This is a genomic window from Staphylococcus aureus (assembly GCF_001027105.1).
In the GTDB taxonomy this organism is placed as follows: domain Bacteria; phylum Bacillota; class Bacilli; order Staphylococcales; family Staphylococcaceae; genus Staphylococcus; species Staphylococcus aureus.
Genome location: NZ_CP011526.1, coordinates 556664 through 579371, shown reverse-complemented (window position 1 = coordinate 579371; position 22708 = coordinate 556664). Strand labels below are relative to the sequence as shown.

Below are 22708 nucleotides of genomic sequence, written 5' to 3'. Positions count from 1 at the left end.
GCATCAACATGACTGACGAAAGACATGTATTAGTAATATTTCCACATCCTGATGATGAAACCTTCTCATCTGCAGGCACATTAGCAAATTATATCCAAAAAGGCATACCTGTAACATATGCATGTTTAACCCTAGGACAAATGGGCAGAAATTTAGGTAATCCCCCATTTGCAACACGCGAATCATTACCAAGTATTCGTGAGCGTGAACTAGAAGAAGCTTGTAAAGTTATCGGTATTACTGATTTAAGAAAAATGGGTTTACGTGACAAAACTGTCGAATTTGAACCCTATGAACATATAGATGGTATGATTAAATCTTTAATCGATGATACAAATCCATCATTGATTATTTCATTTTATCCTGGATATGCAGTACATCCTGATCACGAAGCAACAGCAGACGCTGTAATTCGAACGGTTGAACGCATGCCTAAAGAAGAACGCCCTCGTTTAACTTTAGTTGCGTTCAGTAATGATGCAACCGAAGCTCTTGGAGAACCTGATATTCAAAATTATATTACAGATTTTAAAGAACTTAAAATTAAGGCATTTGAAGCACATGCTTCTCAAACAGGTCCATTTTTAAAACAATTAGCAAGTCCTGAAATCGATGGTAAACAACACAGCTTTTTAACAGTCGAACCATATTGGACATATCACTTTAAATCTTAACGGAGGAAAAAAATGACTGAATTTGATTTATCGACACGAGAAGGTCGTTGGAAACACTTTGGTTCCGTAGATCCTATTGAAGGCACGAAACCTACTACTAAGAACGAAATGACAGATTTACAAAGTACACATAAAGATTTTTTATTTGAAATAGAAGAAGTTGGTATTAAAAACTTAGTGTACCCTGTACTTGTTGACCAGTATCAAACAGCTGGCACATTTAGTTTTTCAACAAGTTTAACAAAAGACGAAAAAGGTATTAATATGAGCCGTATAATCGAAAGTGTTGAAAAGCACTATGATAATGGTATTGAACTTGAATTTAATACACTTTATCAGGTGTTACGCACTTTACAAACGAATATGAAACAAAATGCGGCAGGCGTTGATGTTTCTGGGAAATGGTTCTTTGATCGCTATAGTCCAACCACAAATATTAAAGCAGTTGGTAATGCCGATGTCACTTATGGATTAGCAATTGACGGTGATAAAGTTACACGTAAAGAACTTACTATTGAAGCAACTGTCACAACGCTATGCCCTTGTTCAAAAGAAATAAGTGAGTATTCAGCGCACAACCAACGTGGTGTTGTCACTGTTAAAACATATATTAATAAAGATCAAGACATAGTTGATGACTATAAAAATAAAATTTTAGATGCAATGGAAGCTAATGCAAGTTCAATTCTATACCCTATTTTAAAACGTCCTGATGAAAAACGTGTGACAGAGCGTGCATATGAAAATCCACGTTTTGTCGAAGACTTAATTCGTTTAATTGCCGCGGACTTAGTTGAATTTGATTGGTTAGACGGTTTCGATATCGAATGTCGTAATGAAGAGTCTATCCATCAACATGATGCTTTCGCTAAATTAAAGTATCGCAAATAATATCATATGATTAATTCAAACGCGTAACATTAGTTGCGCGTTTTTATTATACCTTCTAGAGTTGTATATCTCTTTTATAAATCTTCTCATTTGATGTGCCTGAGTCATAAATCAATATCCTAAGCTCTACAATGATATATTGGTCGTAGTTGATTGAATAACTACTATCATTATAAATATCAAAATTTGTTGTTTTATAAATAAACACATCTTCCAGTTAAAAGAAGTAATTAAATATTATGTGATATAATTATAAAAAATAGATATAAGTGGTGTTGTAAATGAATTATTTTGTAGGTAATAGTTTAGGTGTTAATTTAACTGGGATAGAGAAAGCAATTATTAATCGTTTAAATTTATTTAAAGAAATGGGAAGACCAGCGCAATGTGTATTTCTGTCATGGAATAGATATTTATATAGAAATGCCCAAAATTATATTACTAGTTCTGACTATATTAATATGTATGATTTCTTCCAAGAAGCAACATATTTAGAACGCAATGAACCATTTGACTGGTTGTCGTATTGGACTGATGAATGTCATTATACTTTAAAACATGTTGAAAATAGTCATGACTTTAGAATATATGATCAAGAGCGTTTCTTAATGTATGCCCATTTTCAAGATCCTAAATATCGTATATTAGATTATGTAAATCATTTTGATAGTCAAAGACGAAAAGTAAAACGTGATTTTTATGATGTGCGTGGCTTTTTAAGTTGTAGTAGGATTCTTGTTGATAAACAACAAACATTATGTGAATTTTTCTATAATCCAGAAGGTGACACAAAATTAGAAAAGTATTTTTCTTACAAGGATGGCAAACCAGAAGTACAAAAAATTATTGTTTACTATGCTAACAAACAATATTTCTTTAATAATGAAACGGAATTAGGCGCATTTTTCATTAAACAACTATATCAACATGGGGATTTATTTTTCAGTGATCGTAATGTGTACACAGCACCTATTTTCAACTTAACGCCTGAGTCAATCCCAGTAGTAGCTGTGCTTCACAGTACACACATTAAAAATATTGATGCATTAGATTCATCGCCATTTAAAAATGTATATAAAGCGATGTTTGAAAATTTATCTCGATATCGTGCAATTATCGTTTCTACTGAGCAGCAAAAATTAGATGTTGAAAAACGTATTAACCATACTATTCCAGTTGTTAATATTCCTGTCGGCTATAGTGAAACAATTGATACACCAGTCCAAACATTAGATCAGCGCAGTGTTAAATTAATTTCCGTTGCTCGTTATTCACCTGAAAAACAATTACATCAACAAATTGAATTAATTAAACGCTTAGTATCGTATGTCCCAAAAATAGAGCTTCATATGTATGGTTTTGGTTCTGAAAGTAAAAAATTAAATGAATTGATACAAAAATATGGATTGGAAAATCATGTTTACTTACGCGGCTTTTTAAGCAATCTAGACCAAGAATATAGCGATGCCTATTTGAGTTTAATAACAAGTAACATGGAAGGTTTCTCTTTAGCGCTACTTGAATCTTTAGCACATGGTGTTCCAGTTATTAGTTATGATATTAAATATGGACCTAACGAACTGATTACTTCAGATTTCAATGGTTATTTAATTACTAAAAATGATGAAGATGCCCTATTTGATAAAGTAAAATATGTGATTGATCATCCTGAAGTACAGCAACGACTGTCAAAAGGTAGTTTGGCAAAAGCACAACAATATAGTAAAGCGTCGTTAATTAAACAATGGGACCAATTTGTTCGTCTTATATAAATGTACTTTACCTTTATTTTTACAAAAATAGCATTTTCCTATGTCATTTAACTAAACATGTAAGTTCGTATGAACGAGGTTTGTTAAATAGATGATTCTAGGAAAATGCTTTTTTCTTTTGACTTAGTTTAAAATATTTTGCCACTTTGTACTGATAGTAGTTGCATTGTACTGTTGTGCAGATTCTATGCTATTAATTGAAAACTGTTGCAATTTTTGAGTATTATTTAGTAATTGGTCGACCTTTTCAACCATTTGATTGATGTCACCTTGAGGTACTAAATAGCCATTAAATCCATCTTGAATCAGTTCTGATGGACCATAATCTACATCATAACTGATCACTGGTGTACCTACTGAAAGCGACTCTAAAATTGCTAAGCCAAAACCTTCCATTTTACTTGTCGATAACATCAGTTCTGCTTTAGCAATCTCTTCATTAATATGCGTCTTAAAACCATGAAATTTAACATGTTCCGATAAATGATAATCTTCTACAAGTTGTCGATATTCTGACAAACCATTTCCATGTCCATAAATATTCAATTGAATATTGGGATGTTTTGTTACTAATTGCTTGATTACTTCAATTTGATGTTTAATTTGTTTATTTTCAACGAGGCGAGCAATTGATATGATATGATTTTTCTCCTTTTGATTGATGTCAAATTGATACTTTAAATTTGCCACGTAGCCAACCGGAATATTGATAACTGGTATTTTATTTTCAATATATTGTGAAATATCTTGGCATTGCTTTTCTGTTGATACAACAATCGCTTTATAACGTGTTAAATTATTAAACACTGTTTTATAAAAACTTTTTATACCATTACCGGCACCGGATAAATGTGTACTATGGAGCACAACAATAACTGGAATACTTTGATTTAATCCCGCTATAACATTTCCTAATTCATGAGGACGATCTAATATGATTTGATCATTATTTTTACATAATTGATGGAGAAAATATTGAACTAATTCATCTTCTGTATCAAAAAATTGTTGATGCTGGTCTTCATTTAAGATAACCTTTGTGAGCGTGTTTTTCCCTTTTATATCGTCAAAATATTTTTGGATGACGATTTCCCCATTAGGTGTATAGTAATTTTCGAGTACAATCCGTTGTCCTTCACCTAAAATTCGAGAACAACTTAAAAAGCCTCTTCCATCATACAATTCGCGTTTTACTTTTCTTCTTTTATGATCAAAATAATTCACATAATTTAATTGATGATACTGTTTATCTAAAAAATGAGCATACATTACAAATTGCTCTTCATCATATATTCTGACATCATTTGAATTTTCCACAAATTTCAATGTGTACCTACATGACTTTTCCCAATACTGTATCCAGTTAACTTGCTTTGTCTTTTTATAATTGATTGCTTTTTGAAAATAGTCATACATTGTAAATACATCATTTTCAATCTGATGTTGCTTCGCATATGTGTATGAATAAGGATTCCATTTAACATATACACATTTTGAAGATATGCCGTGTTGTTTGAACAACTTCAATCTATTTATTTGCGCTTTTTCTACACCTGTAATTTTACTTTCTAAAATTGTTCCTAAAATGTAATTCATATTATCGCCTCATATAAGTTTTATTCCGTATCTTTATTGTTTATTTTATATGAAAAATACATCTATTGCATGTGTAATTATAAAAAAACCAGGCCACAAGGACCTGGGTCATATTGTATTATTTGTTTTGTTTTTTGCGACGACCGAATAACAATAATGAACCTAATGCTGCAAATAATCCACCAAATAACGTTGCGTTATTTGAGCCGTTATTTTCACTACCTGTTTCTGGTAATGCTTTTGCTTTATTGTGATGGTCTTTAGTAGTACTCATTGGTTTAACAGGTGTATGTTTTCCTGCATCCGAGTCTGAATCGCTGTCTGAATCACTGTCTGAGTCTGAGTCGCTATCAGAGTCTGAGTCGCTGTCCGAATCTGAGTCGCTATCTGAGTCTGAGTCGCTGTCTGAATCTGAATCACTGTCTGAGTCTGAGTCGCTATCTGAGTCTGAATCGCTGTCTGAATCTGAGTCGCTATCTGAGTCTGAATCGCTGTCTGAATCTGAGTCGCTATCTGAGTCCGAATCGCTATCTGAATCTGAGTCGCTGTCTGAGTCTGAGTCGCTATCTGAGTCTGAATCGCTGTCTGAGTCCGAATCGCTATCTGAATCTGAGTCGCTGTCTGAGTCTGAATCGCTATCTGAATCTGAGTCGCTATCTGAGTCTGAATCGCTGTCCGAATCTGAGTCGCTATCTGAATCTGAGTCGCTGTCTGAATCTGAATCACTGTCTGAGTCTGAGTCGCTGTCTGAGTCTGAGTCGCTGTCTGAGTCACTATCTGAGTCTGAATCGCTGTCTGATGTATCTTCTTCGAAGTATCCGTTATCAAGTGTGAAATCATCATGATCCGTAATTGTTACGTCAACTTCGCCACCATCTGCATCTTTATCATCTTCAGTTGTATTTGTAACTGTTTGTGTTAAGCCAGCAGGCTTTTCAAAAATAACTTTGTATTTACCGCTATCTAAATTATCGAAACGATATTTACCATTTTCATCTGTTTTAGTTGTTCCAATTACTTCGCCTTTTTCGTTTTGCAATGTAACTGTCACATCTTTGATACCTTTTTCAGTTGAATCTTGTTTGCCGTCTTTATTACTGTCGTACCAAACATAATCACCTAAACTGTATTTTGGTGTTTTATAGAAACCACTGTCTAATGTCATATTATCTGCATCTTTAATGACACCTGTTGTTGTTAAACCATTAGAATCTTTATCATCAGCTGTAGTATTTTTAACCGTTGGCGTGTAACCTGCTGGTGTTTCAAATTCTACTGTATAGTTACCATTATCTAAATCTGTAAATTTATATTTACCCGAGGCATCAGTAGTAGTTGTACCAATAACTTTTCCAGTACTATCTTTTAATGTAACCTTAACATCTTTGATTCCTGGCTCATTTGCATCTTGGATACCATCTTTATTAGTATCTTCCCATACATAGTCACCTAAGTTGTATTTAGGTTCTTTGTAAAAACCAGTATCTAAAGACATATCATCTTTACCATTAATTTTAACAGTAACCGAACTACCATTTGAGTCTTTTTCACCATCAGTTGTTCCATTTACTTTTGTTGGAAGATATCCAGTTGGCGTTTCGAATTTAACTGTATAAGTTTCTCCGTCTTTCAAACCACCGAATTCATAATGACCATTAGCATCTGTTCTTACTGATTTTGTAGTACCGTCCGGGTAAGTTAATGTAACTAAAACGTTTGCCATTGGTTTTTCTTTTGAATCTGTACCTTGAACACCGTCTTTATCAACGTCTTCCCATACATAGTCACCAATTTTGTATAACTTTTCTTCAGGTTTAACAGTACCGTCGCCACCGCCAGTGTCATTAGAAGTTACGATGAAGTTTGAATATCCTGCATAATTATAATAACCATATTTATCAGTTGTTCTCATACTAGTACCTTGGGCAATATCTAGTTCGCCATCTGATGTAGGTGTATATTTACTAACAACTTTGATAATATAGGCTGAATTAATATCACCAAAATCCAATGTTGCTACATTATTACTAAATGATTTTTTATTATCAAATTGACTTGTTACATCTTCGTATTGACTAAAATCATAGATTCTATTACTTTGAGGCAATTGTTGATCAGAGTTAACTTTATAAACCTTTATTTCTGTATTTTGGTCAATAATGGTGCTACCATTTCCTAGTTTAATATTTCCATAATCATCTACTTGACTACCAGCTATATCAACTTTAGTGTTGGTTGCTGATTTTTTCAATGGGTTAACATAAATTTGTTGTTCAATAGTTTGCTTATCTTCATCTAATTTTGTAAAGATAGATTGAATGTTTGAATCACCATGGACCATTGGATCTTGATAATCAACAGTGACATTTTGGCTTGTTTCTTTACCTGCTGTAGCAAATGTTAAATTCAAACTTGTCTCATTTGGAACTGTTTTTTTATCAATATACGAATATAGAGTTAAGCGTGATTTTATATCTTCATATTTATCTACATAGTCTGTAAATGTATATGTGATTTGCTTAGTTGCTTTATCAAATGTTCCTTTAGCAATGACCTCTCCTGATGGATCAGTAATATCGATAGGATCATTTTTATCTGTTAAATCCGAAGGAATTACATTCTTATCATAATTAATCGTCATTGTATCGCCTTTTTTGACTTTATTGTCAATTGTAAACTCTGTATCATATTCAATATCTTTACCGTCATGCGCTGCTGCCACATTATCTTTACCATCGCCAACTTTGATTGTTTGCTTCGTCACTTTAATTAAATCATTTACATTGTTTGAAGCAACTGCTGCTGGTTGTGCAACTGCAAAGCGCATTTTTGCGTTTACACGTTTTGGTGCAACACTTGTTGGAGCTGTAGCAACTGGTTTAGTTGAATGATCTGTATTGCTATCATTTCTAACCAATTCTTTTAATTTCTCAGGATTATTTTTAAGTTCTTCTTTTGACACATTTACTGGTTCTTTTGGATTAGTTGCATCTGTAACTTGATTGTCTACTTTTGAAGGCGTTGGTTGCGGTTGTGAATTTTCAATATTTGTAGATTCTTGAGGTGTAGTTGGTTTTGTTTGAATTTCACTTGTAGATGGTTCACTTGTAGATGGTTTTGTAGTTACATCGTTATTTGTATTATTTGGTGCTTTCTTCTCTTCTAAAATAACAGATGTATCTTCTGTCGCAGTTTTATCAGTTGAAGGTTTAACATTTTCTTTTTCAATGTTTTGAGGCTTAGTTTCAGTTGTAGCTGTAACGTTATTTTGCTGTTTTTGAGTACTTGATGAAGTTGATTCTTTTTTAGCTTCTGGTTGTGAATCAGTATTTGTTTCTTTCTTAATTGGATTTGTTGAATTATTTTCTGTTGTCGAATTATTTTCAGTTTCCGACACTACTTCTTTATTATCACTAGTCGTTGCATCATCTTGTTTTGCATTTTCTGTACTAGTGTTTTCAGCAGCTTTAGCTTCTTGGTTCCCTAGACCAAAAATCAATGTCGTACCTACTAAAATCGATGCAGTTCCTACAGTATACTTTCTAATCGAAAATTTGTTTAAGCGATTTGAAATCATACCCTTTTTTGTTATTGCCTTTTTATTATCCCTGTTAATCATATAAATCTCCTTTAAAATATCAATATTTGCAAAAAATTAATATTTTTACATATAAAAATTTGTATTCCCATCGTAATACATTTTTAGATAAAGCACAATACTTTAAATAAATTTATTTATCTAAGACTGTTATTTTACACTTTGGTTTGAATAAATTAATTCTAGTACTTTTTAATTATTCGTTTGTTTTTTATATCAATTGTTTTAAATGGTTTGATACTGTGTTTAATTGCTTTTCTTATTCGTTTGTACTTTTAATGTAAAGATGAATTAAATTTATGTTGATTTATGTTATATTTTTTAAAAAATTGCACTATTTAATCTCAAACATAAGATACATTTCATAAATTTTGAAATAAAAAACCAGGCCTCACGGACCTGGTATAAGCTGTATTATTTATTTTGTTTTTTACGACGACCGAATAACAATAATGATCCTAATGCTGCGAATAATCCGCCAAATAACGTTGCGTTATTTGAGCCGCTATTTTCATTACCTGTTTCTGGTAATGCTTTTGCTTTATTGTGATGGTCTTTAGTAGTACTCATTGGTTTAACAGGTGTGTGCTTACCTGCATCTGAGTCTGAGTCGCTGTCTGAGTCTGAATCGCTGTCTGAGTCTGAGTCGCTATCTGAATCTGAATCGCTATCTGAGTCTGAGTCGCTGTCTGAATCTGAGTCGCTATCCGAATCTGAGTCGCTGTCTGAATCTGAGTCGCTATCTGAGTCTGAATCACTATCTGAATCTGAGTCGCTATCTGAGTCCGAATCGCTATCTGAATCTGAGTCGCTATCTGAGTCTGAATCGCTGTCCGAATCTGAGTCGCTATCTGAATCTGAGTCACTATCTGAGTCTGAGTCGCTGTCTGAGTCTGAGTCGCTGTCTGAATCTGAGTCGCTATCTGAGTCTGAATCACTATCTGAGTCTGAGTCGCTGTCTGAATCTGAGTCGCTGTCTGAATCTGAGTCGCTATCTGAGTCTGAATCACTATCTGAGTCTCTGTCTGAATCTGAATCGCTATCTGAATCTGAATCGCTGTCTGAATCTGAATCGCTATCCGAGTCTGAATCACTATCTGAGTCTGAGTCTCTGTCTGAATCTGAGTCGCTGTCCGAATCTGAGTCGCTATCTGATGTTTCTTCTTCGTAGTAGCCATTATCAAGTGTGAAATCATCATGATCCGTAATTGTTACGTCAACTTCGCCACCATCTGCATCTTTATCATCTTCAGTTGTATTTGTACCTGTTTGTGTTAAGCCAGCAGGCTTTTCAAAAATAACTTTGTATTTACCGCTATCTAAATTATCAAAGCAGTATTTACCATTTTCATCTGTTTTAGTTGTTCCAATTACTTCGCCTTTTTCATTTAATAAAGTAACTTTAACATCTTTGATACCTTTTTCAGTTGAATCTTGTTTGCCGTCTTTATTACTGTCGTACCAAACATAATCACCTAAACTATATTTTGGTGTTTTATAGAAACCACTGTCTAATGTCATGTTATCTGCATCTTTAATGACACCTGTTGTTGTTAAACCATTAGAATCTTTTTCAGTATCATTTCCAGAAGTTACTGAAGTTGGTGTATAACCTGATGGTGTCTCGAATTCAACTTTATAAGTTCCATTGTTTAAATCAGTGAATTGATATTTACCATTTTCATCTGTTGTAACTGTTTTTAAAACTTTGTCGTTTTCATCTTTTAACGTAACTGTTACACCTGAAATGCCCTTTTCATCTTTATCTTGAACACCGTTTTTATTTGTATCTTCCCATACATAGTCACCTAAGTTGTAAGTCGGTTTGTAGAAACCAGAGTCAATAGTATCGTTATCTTTATCTTTAATGACACCTGTTGTTGATGTACCATTTGAATCTATACCTTCATCAGTTCCTGAACCTACTTGTGTTGGTGTGTAACCTGATGGTGTTTCGAATTCAACTTTATAAGTTCCATTTTCTAATCCAGTAAATTGATATTTACCATCTTTATCTGTTTTAGTTGTTTGTAAAACTTCACCGTTTTCATTTTTCAATGTAACTGTTACGCCTGAAATACCTTTTTCAGTTGAATCCTGCTTACCATCTTTATTTGTATCTTCCCATACATAATTACCTAAATTATATTTTGGTGTTTTGTAGAATCCACTATCTAATGTCATGTTATCAGCACCATTAATAACACCTGTTGTTGTTAAACCATTAGAGTCTTTTTCAATGTCGCTACCAGATGTTACTGTAGTCGGTGTATAGCCTTCTGGTGTAGTAAATTCAACTTTATAATTACCATTATCTAAATCAGTAAATTTATATTTGCCATCAGCGTCTGTTGTAACTGTTTTTAACACGTTACCGTTTTCATCTTTTAATGTTACCGTTACGCCAGATATACCTTTTTCATCTTGGTCTTGGATACCATTTTTATTTGTATCTTCCCAGACATAGTCACCTAAGTTGTATTTAGGTTTGTAAATACCTAAGTCTGCAGATAAGTTATCTTTGCCATTAACTGTAATAACTGAAGATAAGCCGTTTGAATCTAATTCTTCGTTATTACCTTGTTTTGAAGGGGTTACTTCATAACCTTTTGGTAAGTTTGAAAATTCTACACGGTAATCTCCATTAGGTAAGTTTGGAATCAAGTATGACCCATCTTCTTTAGTAACTGCTTCTCCTACTTTTGTATTTGTATTATTATCAAATACAGTTACAGTTACATTGCCAACGCCTTTTTCTCCTAATTCTTGAACACCGTTTTTATTAGTATCTTCCCATACGTAGTTACCAATTTTATATACTTCTTGACCAGCTCCGCCACTTTGGTTATTAGTAAATCCTAAAGCATTGCCAGTAGAAACGGATTTATTACCTGTTGAAGATAAAGTAGCCATTTGAACAAGTGTTGGGCTTTCGCTATTTGTATATTGGAATTTTGTATTAACCATTACAACATAAGCAGAATCTGCATTTCCAAAATCAATAACAGCGCTATTGTTGTCGCCATATGTAATTTTCTGCAAGTATTGATTTGTTACATCTGTAAGCTCTTTAGTATTCACATCGTATCCTTTATTTAATGTATAACCTTTAGGAACTTGATATATTTTTATATCTGTTACATCTTTATTTATTTGCCCGATATTATTAGGATAACTTGAGTGGTAAGCTTGAACTTTTAGTTTGGCATTTGTTAAAGAATTTTCCGATGGATTTACATAAATCGTTTGTTTATAGTACCCTGGATTTTCTTTATTTCCAACATGTGAAACTGTTTCAGTGAACGCTGATCCAATTGAATTTTTCTCATTTACAACATAATCTGGATATTGAATGTTAGCAGTTGTTTTTGTTGTAGTATTACCTATCGTAACATTAAACTCAACATCGTTTTTACTAACAGGAATTGTATCAGCATCCATATAAATTGAATAATTAATTCCCATTTGTACAGAATTAAATCGATCAACATAATCTGTAAATGTATATGTAATTAAATTATTTGCAGTATCATGTTTTGCAGTCGCAATTGTTTCACCATTATTTGGATCTTTAATATCACCAATATTTTTAATATCTTCCGGATTCAATCCATATACTTGTACTGTATCTGAGTATTTAATTGTGAAATAATCACCTGATTTAACTTTGTCATCAACTGTAATTTGTGATTTTAATGATAAATAATCTTGGGCTGGTACGATTTTATTGTTTTTATCTGCATCAACGACAGTTAATGTTGTATTTGATGTGATTAAATCATTAACATTTTTAGCCTCTGTTGATGATGGCTGTACTGCTGCTATACGCATTCTTGTATTCAAACGTTTAGGTGCTGTACTTTTTGGCAAAATGATATCTGCATTATTTTCATTATTTGAATTACTATTGTTATCAACAAGAGTTTCATCATTACTCTTGATAGCATCACTTTTAACATTTAATGTAGTTGATTCAGTTTTGGCATCTACCTTTTTGTTTTCCTCATTAGTTGGTTGAACATTTACCACTGATTTATTCTCTTGCAAATCAGGTTGTAACGCTTCTTGATTACTTATAGTTTGTTTAGTGTTTAAATCTTCATTCGTAGATTTTGGTGAAGCTTGCTCATCTGATTTGGCAGTTGAAACTTCAACTTTATTTCCAGTGGTAGATTGTACACTTTCTTTTTCTATTAATTTATTCCCATTTGAAGTCGTTTCATTACCTTGAGATGATACCATTTCTTTTTGATTATCATTTTTAGTATTGTCTTCTTGATTTAGTTGCTGCATATCAACTTTATCACTCGATTGATTATCACTTGCTGAAGTTGTCGCTTCGTTCAATTCTTTATTAGTACTTTCTGCAGCCTTTGCTTCTTGGTTCCCCAGACCAAAAATTAATGTTGTACCTACTAAAATTGATGCTGTTCCCACTGTGTACTTTCTAATCGAAAATTTATTTAATCGATTGGATACCATGCCTTTCCTTGTTATTGCCGTTTTATTTTCTCTGTTTAGCATTAGATTACTCCTAATTCATCAAATTTTTAAATAATACAATTGTTTTAAATACAAAAATGTATATCAATATAGTATTACATTTTTAGATAAAGCACAATACTTTAATTATTTTTCTTTATCGTAAAACGTTATTTAACATTTGTGTTTAAATAAAAGTTTTTATGAGTTTTGTAATCTTTATTTAATCATCATAAAAAATAGTATTATTTGCCCTTGAAATTAATATCTTAGCTTTTCTAATTCATAGACAATTACATTTCTGTAACAAATTAAATTGTATCTATTCCTTAAAGATTTTTTGTTTTATATCTGGGAATTTCTAAACAGAAAAAACCAGGCCACATGGACCTGGTTAAGTTAATCATATTATTTATTTTGTTTTTTACGACGACCGAATAACAATAATGATCCTAATGCCGCGAATAATCCACCGAATAATGTGCCATTATTTGAATTATTATTTTCACTACCTGTTTCTGGTAATGCTTTAGCTGTTTTATGCTGATCTTTAACCGTACTCATTGGTTTAGCCGGAGTATGTTTACCTGCATCTGAATCTGAATCGCTATCTGAATCTGAGTCGTTGTCTGAGTCCGAATCGCTATCTGAATCTGAGTCGCTGTCTGAATCTGAATCGCTATCCGAGTCTGAGTCGCTATCTGAGTCTGAGTCGCTATCTGAATCTGAATCGCTGTCTGAGTCTGAATCGCTATCTGAGTCTGAATCGCTGTCCGAATCTGAGTCGCTATCTGAATCTGAATCGCTATCTGAATCTGAGTCGTTGTCTGAGTCCGAATCGCTATCTGAATCTGAGTCGCTATCTGAGTCTGAGTCGCTATCTGAATCTGAGTCGCTGTCTGAATCTGAATCACTGTCTGAGTCTGAGTCGCTGTCTGAGTCTGAATCGCTGTCAGAATCTGAGTCGCTATCTGAGTCTGAATCTGAATCACTGTCTGAGTCCGAATCGCTATCTGAATCTGAATCGCTATCTGAGTCTGAGTCGCTATCCGAATCTGAGTCGCTATCTGAGTCTGAGTCGCTATCCGAGTCTGAATCGCTGTCTGAGTCTGAGTCGCTGTCTGAATCTGAATCGCTATCTGAGTCTGAGTCGCTGTCTGAATCGCTGTCTGAATCTGAGTCGCTATCTGAATCTGAGTCGCTATCTGAGTCTGAATCGCTGTCAGAATCTGAGTCGCTATCTGATGTTTCTTCTTCGTAGTAGCCATTATCAAGTGTGAAATCATCATGATCCGTAATTGTTACATCAACTTCGCCACCATCGGCATCTTTATCATCTTCAGTTGTATTTGTACCTGTTTGAGTTAAGCCAGCAGGTTTTTCAAAGATAACTTTGTATTTACCACTATCTAAATTATCAAAGCGGTATTTACCATTTTCATCTGTTTCAGTTGTACCAATTACTTCGCCTTTTTCGTTTTGCAAAGTAACTTTAACACCTTTAATTCCTTTTTCAGTCGAATCTTGTTTACCATCTTTATTACTGTCGTACCAAACATAATCACCTAAACTATATTTTGGTGTTTTGTAGAATCCACTATCTAATGTCATGTTGTCAGCGTCTTTAATGACACCTGTTGTAGTTAGTCCATCAGAATCTACAGCATCATCTGTACCTACATTTGCAGTTGTCGGTGTATAACCGGCTGGTGTTGAAAACTCTACACTATAAGTTCCATTGCTTAAACCAGTGAACTGATATTTACCATTTTCATCTGTTGTCGTACGATCTAATTCTTTACCGTTACTATCTTTAAGAATGACATAAACACCTTTAATCCCTTTTTCATTGGCATCTTGTTTACCATCTTTATTTGTATCTTCCCATACATAGTCACCTAGATTATATTTCTTTTGGTCGCCATTAGCAGTTGATGAGCCATTCACATTTGAATAACTATTTGACCAACTATATTTAGTTTTGTCAGTGTCTAAAGTATAATCAATTTTTCCATTATCTGTTGAACTATTATCTGGATAAGCAACTTGTTGAATGATGTATTGTTTATTGCTGCTTGTTTGGCCTTTCATTAAATCGACTGTAGCTGTTTTATTATCATTACTATAAATAACATCGAATTGATCAGTAACATCTTTAAGTTTTGAAGTATCAGGGGTGAAACTATCCACAAATTGATTTTGATCTGTCACTTCGTAAATTTTGAAGTTTTTTGCATTTGGATTAAATTTATATCCAGTTAAATTAGTAACAAACGTTTGTTTAGTATATGTATTTTTAGGTTGATTTACATATGCAGTCATATTACGCGATAAATCTTCATTGTTAATATAGTTTGTACTTGAAATAAGCGGTTGTGCTTTTTTATTACCATAATCGACAATGATTTCTTCGCTATATGTATCATTACCTAAAGTTACTTCCATTTTATAAGCTGTTTTATCAGTTGTTGCATTTTTACGTTTCGCAAATGCAACTTGTTCAAAGCTACCTCTAACATTTGTATATTGATCTACATAGTTCGTAAAAGTATATGTTGTTGTGTTTGTTGTACTATCATAAATACCTTTTGCAATAATATTACCTTGGGCATTATATAAATTTTGAGTTTGTGAAGGTAATCTTACTGATCCTGGACGGAAATATTGACCATATTTAAAAGTAAATGTATCGCCCTCTTTAACAGAATCATCGATTGTGTAATTTGCTTTTAATTTTAAAACATCACTTGAAGTTGCCCAAAATTCAGTTTTACCAGTAGTCTGATTAACATGTCCTTTATCAATCGCAATGTCAATATTTGAAAAATGTACTTTATCATTAACATTTGTTCCTTGTTGTGGAGCTGCAACAGTATTCACTGCCATGCGATTTAAAGTTCTTGGTTTAATAGTCGTTGTTTTAGGTGTAGTTGAAACATCTTTTGCTTGTGTTAAATTACTTTTATCAGTTTCATTACTATATGTAGTTGATGATTTATCATTTGTTGTTACATTGCTAGTTTTTGTAGTAGATTGATTAGCTGTAGCGTTTTGTGGTGATTGCATGTTACTACTAGTTTCTTTAACTGTTGCACTATCACTCATTGTCACTTTAGGCTGATCTGCAGTTGCAGTTTGCGTATTGTCTTTTAGTTGACGACTATCAACTTTTTTAGTTGTTTTATTCTCACTTGGGGCTGTCGTTTCATTTTTTGATTGATTTAATTCTCCATTCGTATGTTCTGCCGCTTTAGCTTCATGACCACTTAACCCAAAAATCAATGTTGTCCCTACTAAAATTGAAGCAGTACCTACAGAATACTTTCTTATCGAAAATTTGTTTAATCGATTTGGTATCATGCCTTTTCTATTTGTTGCTGTCTTTTTATTATTCATTTAATAATACTCCTTTAAAATATCAAAATTTGATAAATATAATATTTTGCATATATAAATTTCTGCATTACTATCGTAATATAAATTTCAATAAAGTGCAATACTTTAATTATTTTTCTTTATTTTACAATGTTATTTGCTAGAAATATTAATATGAATCACAGTTTAAGAATTGCAATTTTTAATACTTTTTTTCTTTAATTGCTTTAAATTATTTATCTATATTTTTAAAACTCACTTTTAATCTAAGCTTGTTTTCAATTCGCTATTACATCTTATTTTAATTAATAACATTGCTCACAACAGTAATATCAAAGGCTTACTATTGGTGCATTAGAACAAAAAATAGGCATGTGACTTAAAAGCATTCTCAATGAAATACCTTAAGCTACATACCTATTTTTAATGTATATTTACATATTTTTTAATATTATTTTAAATGTTCATATGGACTATTATTCACAAAAGATACAATTTGATCGACAAATAATCTTGCTCGTAATTGGAATTCACTATCATTTAAGTAATATGAACCATCTTCATTTTTAGCAAAATCAGAATCATGTGTTGCTATTTGAGTTGGTACAGCAATGCCTAGTAAACTTCTGACGATTACTCTTAAATGTGACAATGGCTCTGAACTAACAATACCACCACTATTTCCTATTAAGCCTACAGGTTTCATTTTAAAATAATCCATATTTAGATGATCTAATGCATTTTTCAATATTCCAGAATATGAACCATGATAGTTTGGCGTTCCTAATATTAAAAAGTCCGCCGCCATTGCTTTCTCTTTTAAATCTTTCATATTTTGTTTGATTTCATCAATAGACGGTGTTGTTCCTGAAAAATCTAATTGATTTAACGGTTTTTCTGCTAAATCGAATATTTCCGCTTCAATATCATGTGTTTTAAAATGCTCAGTTAAGTATCTTGCTAGTGCACTTGTATGTGAATTCACTTGTGCACTGCCAATAATAATTAATCCTTTCATATTTGACCCCTCTTTTTTTATTAAACTTGTTGTTCACGTAATAATTTCATAATAGCTTTTCCAACACCACTATTTTCATTCGTATCTGTGACATATTTCGCTATTTTTTTAACTTCTTCTGCACCATTTTCCATCGCAACTGGATAGCCAACTTTCTCTAACATTGATAAGTCATTTAAATTGTCACCTATTGACATGACTTCTTTCATTTCAATCCCTAATCTTTCGGCAATTGTTTCTAGCGCAATACCTTTTTGTGCATCTGAATGCGTTATTTCTATATTTCCTCTCGAAGATGATGATATAGCTAAATTCGGAGATTCAGCTAAAATTTTACTAGCTTTGTCAATTTTTTCTAAATTTCCATCAAATGCTAATATTTTCATAATTAATTCACCAGGTATGTTTTCAATAGCATCATAATTATCAACAACTTTCAACGTACCATTATCTATGCGTCTTTGAATACCATTTTTAATACGCTCAACGTTTGCATGTTGACCTGCACGCTCAGCAATATCTATGTAAATGTCTAAATCTCTTTGTGGATCTTCAGTATAAATCGCACGACTCGTGTATACTTGATAATAAATACCTGCATCTTTTAAAACATTTGTAATTTTGTGTACTAACGATTTATTAAGGTGTGAAGTGCTCATTACATTGAAAGTTTCATCACGTACTTCAGCACCATTCAAACAAATATATGGTACTGTTAAATCTGTGTCAGCAACTGGTGCTTGTGCTTCATAAAATGCTCGACCTGTCGCGATAACAACCGTTATCCCTTGTTCTTGAGCGTATTTAATCGCATCAATATTAGGTTGAGAAATTTCATGTGCTGCATTAAGTAGCGTGCCATCCATATCAGTGGCTATTAGTTTTATCATTATGTTACCTCGTTTCGTAAATTTAAAATCTTGTTCTTAAATAAGAATATATACTCAGCGCACATACTTTTCTATTAACATTTATATTGTCATTAATTTATCATATAATGTAATTCTAACAAATTTTAATTAGTATGTACTATCGTCTAATTGGTGGATTTCTTATTGGCTCTTAAGTTTTTAAAAAATGTTGTTAATAATGTGCTACATGCTTCTTTAAGTACACCTTTATCAACAATTGCACGATGATTAAAATTAGATTGTTGCAATAAATTCATTAAACTGCCACTACAACCACCTTTAGGATCATCTGCGCCATAGACGACTCTTGGAATGCGACTCATTACAATTGTTCCTGCGCACATGACACATGGTTCTAAGGTTACATATAATGTGCAACCTTCTAAACGCCAACTACCTAACACTTTGGCTGCACGTTCAATTGCAATATGTTCAGCATGCGCCGTTGGTTGTTGTAGTGTTTCTCTTAAATTATGTGCTCTAGCGATAACTTCATCATCTTTAGTGATGATAGCACCTATAGGTACTTCGCCTAGTTGAGCTGCTTTTTTAGCTTCTTCAATCGCTAATGTCATAAAATATATATCATTTGTCATTTATGTCCAGATACCTCACTTATGGTACAATACTCAATGTCTATTTTAACATTTGGAGATGTGAATATGAACAAACCTTTTATAGCAATTGAAGGTCCTATTGGCGTAGGTAAATCTTCACTTGCACACAAATTAAGTCAAACTTTAGATTTTTATGAAGAAAAAGAAATCATCACAGAAAATCCATTTTTATCAGACTTTTATGAAGATATCTCTAAATGGAGTTTTCAAACTGAAATGTTCTTTTTATGCAATAGATATAAGCAATTTCAAGATGTAACACAACTAAATCAAGGTGTAGTTAGTGATTATCATATACATAAAAATAAGATATTTGCTAAAAATACTTTGAGTTCTGTTGAATTTCAGAAATTCAGTAAAATTTATGATATTTTAACTGAAGATATGATTATGCCGAATATGATTATCTTTTTAGATGCAGACCTTGATGTGTTAAAATCTAGAATTGCTAAACGTAACCGTAGTTTTGAGCATCAAATAGAAGATGAATATCTGTTAAAGTTAAAAAAAGATTATCGTGAGTATTATGAGTCCTTACAAAGTAATGGTTCAAATGTAGTTTTAATCGATACAACTTCTATTGATTTTCTTAAAAATGAACAAGATTACGAAGATATATTACATATTATATTACCTATGATAGGAGATATTACCAATGAATAATTACGGTATTCCACAAAATGCCATTATAACCATTGCAGGTACAGTTGGTGTTGGAAAATCAACACTAACGCAAGCACTTGCAGATAAATTAAACTTTAAAACGTCTTTTGAAAATGTCGAACATAATCCATATTTAGATAAATTTTACAGCGATTTTGAACGATGGAGTTTCCATTTGCAAATTTACTTCTTAGCTGAACGTTTTAAAGAACAAAAGCGTATGTTTGAATATGGTGGTGGCTTTGTCCAAGATCGATCAATTTATGAAGATGTTGATATTTTTGCAAAAATGCATGAAGAAGAAGGCACAATGAGTAAAGAAGATTTCAAAACATATTCAGACTTATTTAATGCCATGGTCATGACACCTTATTTTCCTAAACCTGATGTAATGATTTATTTAGAATGTAACTATGATGAGGTCATTGATCGTATTATTGAACGTGGTCGCGAAATGGAAATTAATACAGACCCTGAATACTGGAAAAAGCTATTTAAACGCTATGACGATTGGATTAATAGCTTTAATGCATGTCCAGTTGTACGTATCAATATTAATGAATATGATATCCATAAGGACCCCGAATCTTTAAATCCTATGATAAACAAAATTGCTCGAATTATTCAAACATATCGACAAGTAGATACACGATAAAAGACTAAAGACATAGCGTATATGTTTATATTCAATGTATATTCCATAGATATTATCGATTATTTTATCAATTCTATCGAATACATTAATTCACATATACACTATGTCTTTCTTTTTAATTTAAAGCTTCTAAAATATCTGCCGCACTATTTAAAATAATATCAGCTTCATGTAATTCTTCTTTTGTTGCAATACCTGTTAATACACCTATTGCCATACCTAAATTTGCATTACTTGCTGTCTTCATATCATTAGCAGTGTCTCCTACTATAGCTACTTTCTGAGGATCTACATTATATTGCTCAAATAAAGGCGATAATACTTTAGGATTTGGCTTCTCATAGGCATCCGCTTCGGTAGAAATGATCAAATCGAACAACGAGGTAGCATTGGTATGTGCTAAAAATTGTTCTACACCTTTTTTAGTATCACTCGTAACAATACCAAGTTGATAGCCTTTTGCTTTCAAATCGATAAGTGCTTCTTTAACACCTTCTACCCAATTAATTTCAGGAATACGTTCATCTACCAGCTTTTGACTTGTTGACTTGGACCAGTCGGTTGTATCTTGTCCCGTCACATCATTAAATGCCTGGATAATTTGTTGTAAAGATCCTGAACCCATCACTGATTTTGGATCAATAGATTCTTTAATGACACCGAGTTGTCTTAAAGCAGCTTCTTTATTATGTACTGGGAAAGTCTCAAGCAATGATTGTACAAATCGTACCCCTATTTTTTCCCAACTTCTATCAAATTCAATTAACGTACCATCTTTATCAAATAATATCCATTCCATTGATATCAATACTCCTATTTATTTATTTCGTATTATGCTGATTCTATGATATTCGTTATCCCCTGAAAATGAACTCGTAGTATTGTTCTATTTAAATATTGAATTAAATATAATAATAAGTGAAATCCCCTTCAATACTTAACAATAAACATTGTAAACTTAATTTATTACCATGCTTCGCTTCATTGAAAGGGATTTTAGTCATGATTAACTTTTGCATATTGTTTTCATGATTATATTCAATTTTTATTAATATTTTGGTACAACGACTCTCCAACCATTTTTATCTTCTAAAGTACCATTTTGAATACCAGTATAGACGTCGTATAATTTTTGAGTAATTTCACCAGTCTCATTATTATTAATAACGATTTCACGATCTTCGTATCTCAATGTACCCACAGGTGAAATAACTGCTGCAGTACCACTACCAAATACTTCTGTTAACTCACCTTTATCATATGATTCGAATAATTCATCGATTGAAACGCGGCGCTCTTCGACTTCATATCCTAAGTTTTTAGCTAATTCGATAATAGATTTACGTGTAATACCAGGTAAAATACTGCCATTCAACTCTGGTGTAATTACTTTGCCATTTTCAACGAAGAAAATGTTCATGCTACCAACTTCTTCGATATATTTCTGTTCAACACCATCAAGCCATAATACTTGGTCATAACCTAATTTATTTGCATTAGTTTGTGCTAATAAACTTGCCGCATAGTTACCTGCAACTTTTGCAAAGCCTACACCGCCACGAACAGCACGCACATATTCATCTTCTACATAGATTTTAGTTGGTTTTAAAGTTTCACCACCATAATATGCACCTGAAGGAGATAAAATAATTAATAATTTATACTGATGTGATGCACCAACGCCAAGTGCCCCTTCTGTTGCAAAAACAAATGGACGAATATATAATGATTGACCTTCCCCTTCAGGAATCCAATCTCTTTCAATATCAACTAATTGTTTTAGCCCCTCTAACAATTCTGCTTCGTCTACTTGAGGCATTTCTAATCGTGCTAACGAGTTATTAAGACGCTTAAAATTTTCTTCAGGACGGAAAAGTGCAACTTCCCCATCTCTTTTATATGCTTTTAATCCTTCGAATACCGATTGACCATAATGAACACCTTGTGCAGCAGGTGAAATTTCAATAGGACCATAAGGTACTATCTTCAAATCATGCCATCCTTTATCTGCATCATAATCATAACTCAACATATAATCAGTAAAATATTTACCAAAACCTAGTTGAGATGTATTTGGTTTTTGTTTTAATGTTTCTCGTCGTTCAACTTTAACTGCTTGTGACATGGTGATTGCCTCCTAATAATATTGTATAAGAATTTGTTTAACTTAAATTATAACAATCCATATTTTGCTGTTCAACAAATTTTCTAAAAATTCAAAATTAATTAACAGATTTCTAGAAAGACTATATCTTTTAGTATAAACGTATTAATTTCACAGAGACAAGTAATCTGTGTTTTACTAATATACTTTACATACAAAAAACTCTTTACTTTAAAATGAACTAAGCTCGCGAATTCAATAAGTATAATGAATAATATTAGAATTCATGCACTAGTTTATTAAAATAAAGAGTAATTTAAAATATCATTCCGTGTATTAAAGTGAATGGAAA

General features: G+C 32.5%; 14 protein-coding genes. 5 read left to right on the top strand and 9 right to left on the bottom strand.

Annotation, left to right across the window (positions count from 1 at the left end; genetic code table 11):
• The first annotated feature begins 8 nt into the window (after positions 1-8).
• The 3 genes from bshB2 (at position 9) to sdgB (ending at position 3337) form a co-directional block, all read left to right on the top strand.
• Complete coding sequence (bshB2, locus tag AA076_RS02730) at positions 9-674, top strand: bacillithiol biosynthesis deacetylase BshB2 (RefSeq protein WP_001836188.1); 666 nt, start codon at positions 9-11, stop codon at positions 672-674.
• Positions 675-686: 12 nt separating this feature from the next.
• Complete coding sequence (gene folE2, locus AA076_RS02725) at positions 687-1565, top strand: GTP cyclohydrolase FolE2 (RefSeq protein ID WP_000134232.1); 879 nt, start codon at positions 687-689, stop codon at positions 1563-1565.
• A gap of 281 nt (positions 1566-1846) precedes the next feature.
• Positions 1847-3337 (top strand): serine-aspartate repeat adhesin O-glycosyltransferase SdgB, encoded by a 1491-nt coding sequence (sdgB, locus tag AA076_RS02720; RefSeq protein WP_001106113.1) that lies wholly within the window; start codon positions 1847-1849, stop codon positions 3335-3337.
• A gap of 123 nt (positions 3338-3460) precedes the next feature.
• Here sdgB and sdgA read toward each other — a convergent pair whose 3' ends face one another.
• The 7 genes from sdgA to tadA all read right to left on the bottom strand — a co-directional run bounded on the left by sdgA (position 3461) and on the right by tadA (position 18913).
• On the bottom strand, positions 3461-4933 hold the full coding sequence (gene sdgA / locus AA076_RS02715; RefSeq protein WP_001106738.1) for a serine-aspartate repeat adhesin O-glycosyltransferase SdgA: 1473 nt from the start codon (positions 4931-4933) through the stop codon (positions 3461-3463).
• Between the two features lie 118 nt (positions 4934-5051).
• On the bottom strand, positions 5052-8552 hold the full coding sequence (gene sdrE / locus AA076_RS02710; RefSeq protein ID WP_001836187.1) for an MSCRAMM family adhesin SdrE: 3501 nt from the start codon (positions 8550-8552) through the stop codon (positions 5052-5054).
• A 393-nt stretch (positions 8553-8945) separates the two neighbouring features.
• Positions 8946-13055 (bottom strand): MSCRAMM family adhesin SdrD, encoded by a 4110-nt coding sequence (gene sdrD / locus AA076_RS02705; RefSeq protein ID WP_000934422.1) that lies wholly within the window; start codon positions 13053-13055, stop codon positions 8946-8948.
• Between the two features lie 366 nt (positions 13056-13421).
• Positions 13422-16409 carry an MSCRAMM family adhesin SdrC gene (gene sdrC / locus AA076_RS02700; protein ID WP_001060498.1) on the bottom strand — a complete coding sequence of 996 codons (2988 nt, stop codon included), beginning with the start codon at positions 16407-16409 and terminating at the stop codon, positions 13422-13424.
• 430 nt (positions 16410-16839) lie between these two features.
• Positions 16840-17406, bottom strand: a complete 567-nt coding sequence (locus AA076_RS02695; protein ID WP_000677261.1) for an NADPH-dependent FMN reductase — start codon at positions 17404-17406, stop codon at positions 16840-16842.
• Between the two features lie 20 nt (positions 17407-17426).
• Complete coding sequence (locus tag AA076_RS02690; RefSeq protein ID WP_000593367.1) at positions 17427-18296, bottom strand: Cof-type HAD-IIB family hydrolase; 870 nt, start codon at positions 18294-18296, stop codon at positions 17427-17429.
• 146 nt (positions 18297-18442) lie between these two features.
• Positions 18443-18913 carry a tRNA adenosine(34) deaminase TadA gene (gene tadA / locus AA076_RS02685; RefSeq protein WP_000180281.1) on the bottom strand — a complete coding sequence of 157 codons (471 nt, stop codon included), beginning with the start codon at positions 18911-18913 and terminating at the stop codon, positions 18443-18445.
• A 66-nt stretch (positions 18914-18979) separates the two neighbouring features.
• Here tadA and AA076_RS02680 point away from each other — a divergent pair, with 66 nt between their 5' ends.
• Together AA076_RS02680 and AA076_RS02675 are read left to right on the top strand one after the other, a co-directional pair.
• On the top strand, positions 18980-19597 hold the full coding sequence (locus AA076_RS02680) for a deoxynucleoside kinase (RefSeq protein ID WP_001039519.1): 618 nt from the start codon (positions 18980-18982) through the stop codon (positions 19595-19597).
• Positions 19590-20252: a deoxynucleoside kinase gene (locus tag AA076_RS02675; RefSeq protein WP_001067262.1), complete on the top strand. Its 663-nt coding sequence runs from the start codon at positions 19590-19592 to the stop codon at positions 20250-20252. Before AA076_RS02680 ends, AA076_RS02675 begins: the two co-directional genes overlap by 8 nt.
• Positions 20253-20367: 115 nt before the next feature.
• Here AA076_RS02675 and AA076_RS02670 read toward each other — a convergent pair whose 3' ends face one another.
• Both AA076_RS02670 and AA076_RS02665 read right to left on the bottom strand, forming a co-directional pair.
• Positions 20368-21051 carry an HAD family hydrolase gene (locus AA076_RS02670; RefSeq protein ID WP_000454784.1) on the bottom strand — a complete coding sequence of 228 codons (684 nt, stop codon included), beginning with the start codon at positions 21049-21051 and terminating at the stop codon, positions 20368-20370.
• 249 nt (positions 21052-21300) lie between these two features.
• Positions 21301-22377, bottom strand: coding sequence for a branched-chain amino acid aminotransferase (locus AA076_RS02665; protein WP_000076036.1), 1077 nt, complete (start codon positions 22375-22377; stop codon positions 21301-21303).
• Between the last annotated feature and the right edge of the window lie 331 nt (positions 22378-22708).

What these genes read in the sequence shown, in the direction of transcription:
- bshB2 (WP_001836188.1), top strand. Translation starts at nt 9, where the DNA reads ATGACTGACGAAAGACATGTATTAGTAATATTTCCACATCCTGATGAT.
- folE2 (WP_000134232.1), top strand. Translation starts at nt 687, where the DNA reads ATGACTGAATTTGATTTATCGACACGAGAAGGTCGTTGGAAACACTTT.
- sdgB (WP_001106113.1), top strand. Translation starts at nt 1,847, where the DNA reads ATGAATTATTTTGTAGGTAATAGTTTAGGTGTTAATTTAACTGGGATA.
- sdgA (WP_001106738.1), bottom strand. Translation starts at nt 4,933, where the DNA reads ATGAATTACATTTTAGGAACAATTTTAGAAAGTAAAATTACAGGTGTA.
- sdrE (WP_001836187.1), bottom strand. Translation starts at nt 8,552, where the DNA reads ATGATTAACAGGGATAATAAAAAGGCAATAACAAAAAAGGGTATGATT.
- sdrD (WP_000934422.1), bottom strand. Translation starts at nt 13,055, where the DNA reads ATGCTAAACAGAGAAAATAAAACGGCAATAACAAGGAAAGGCATGGTA.
- sdrC (WP_001060498.1), bottom strand. Translation starts at nt 16,409, where the DNA reads ATGAATAATAAAAAGACAGCAACAAATAGAAAAGGCATGATACCAAAT.
- AA076_RS02695 (WP_000677261.1), bottom strand. Translation starts at nt 17,406, where the DNA reads ATGAAAGGATTAATTATTATTGGCAGTGCACAAGTGAATTCACATACA.
- AA076_RS02690 (WP_000593367.1), bottom strand. Translation starts at nt 18,296, where the DNA reads ATGATAAAACTAATAGCCACTGATATGGATGGCACGCTACTTAATGCA.
- tadA (WP_000180281.1), bottom strand. Translation starts at nt 18,913, where the DNA reads ATGACAAATGATATATATTTTATGACATTAGCGATTGAAGAAGCTAAA.
- AA076_RS02680 (WP_001039519.1), top strand. Translation starts at nt 18,980, where the DNA reads ATGAACAAACCTTTTATAGCAATTGAAGGTCCTATTGGCGTAGGTAAA.
- AA076_RS02675 (WP_001067262.1), top strand. Translation starts at nt 19,590, where the DNA reads ATGAATAATTACGGTATTCCACAAAATGCCATTATAACCATTGCAGGT.
- AA076_RS02670 (WP_000454784.1), bottom strand. Translation starts at nt 21,051, where the DNA reads ATGGAATGGATATTATTTGATAAAGATGGTACGTTAATTGAATTTGAT.
- AA076_RS02665 (WP_000076036.1), bottom strand. Translation starts at nt 22,377, where the DNA reads ATGTCACAAGCAGTTAAAGTTGAACGACGAGAAACATTAAAACAAAAA.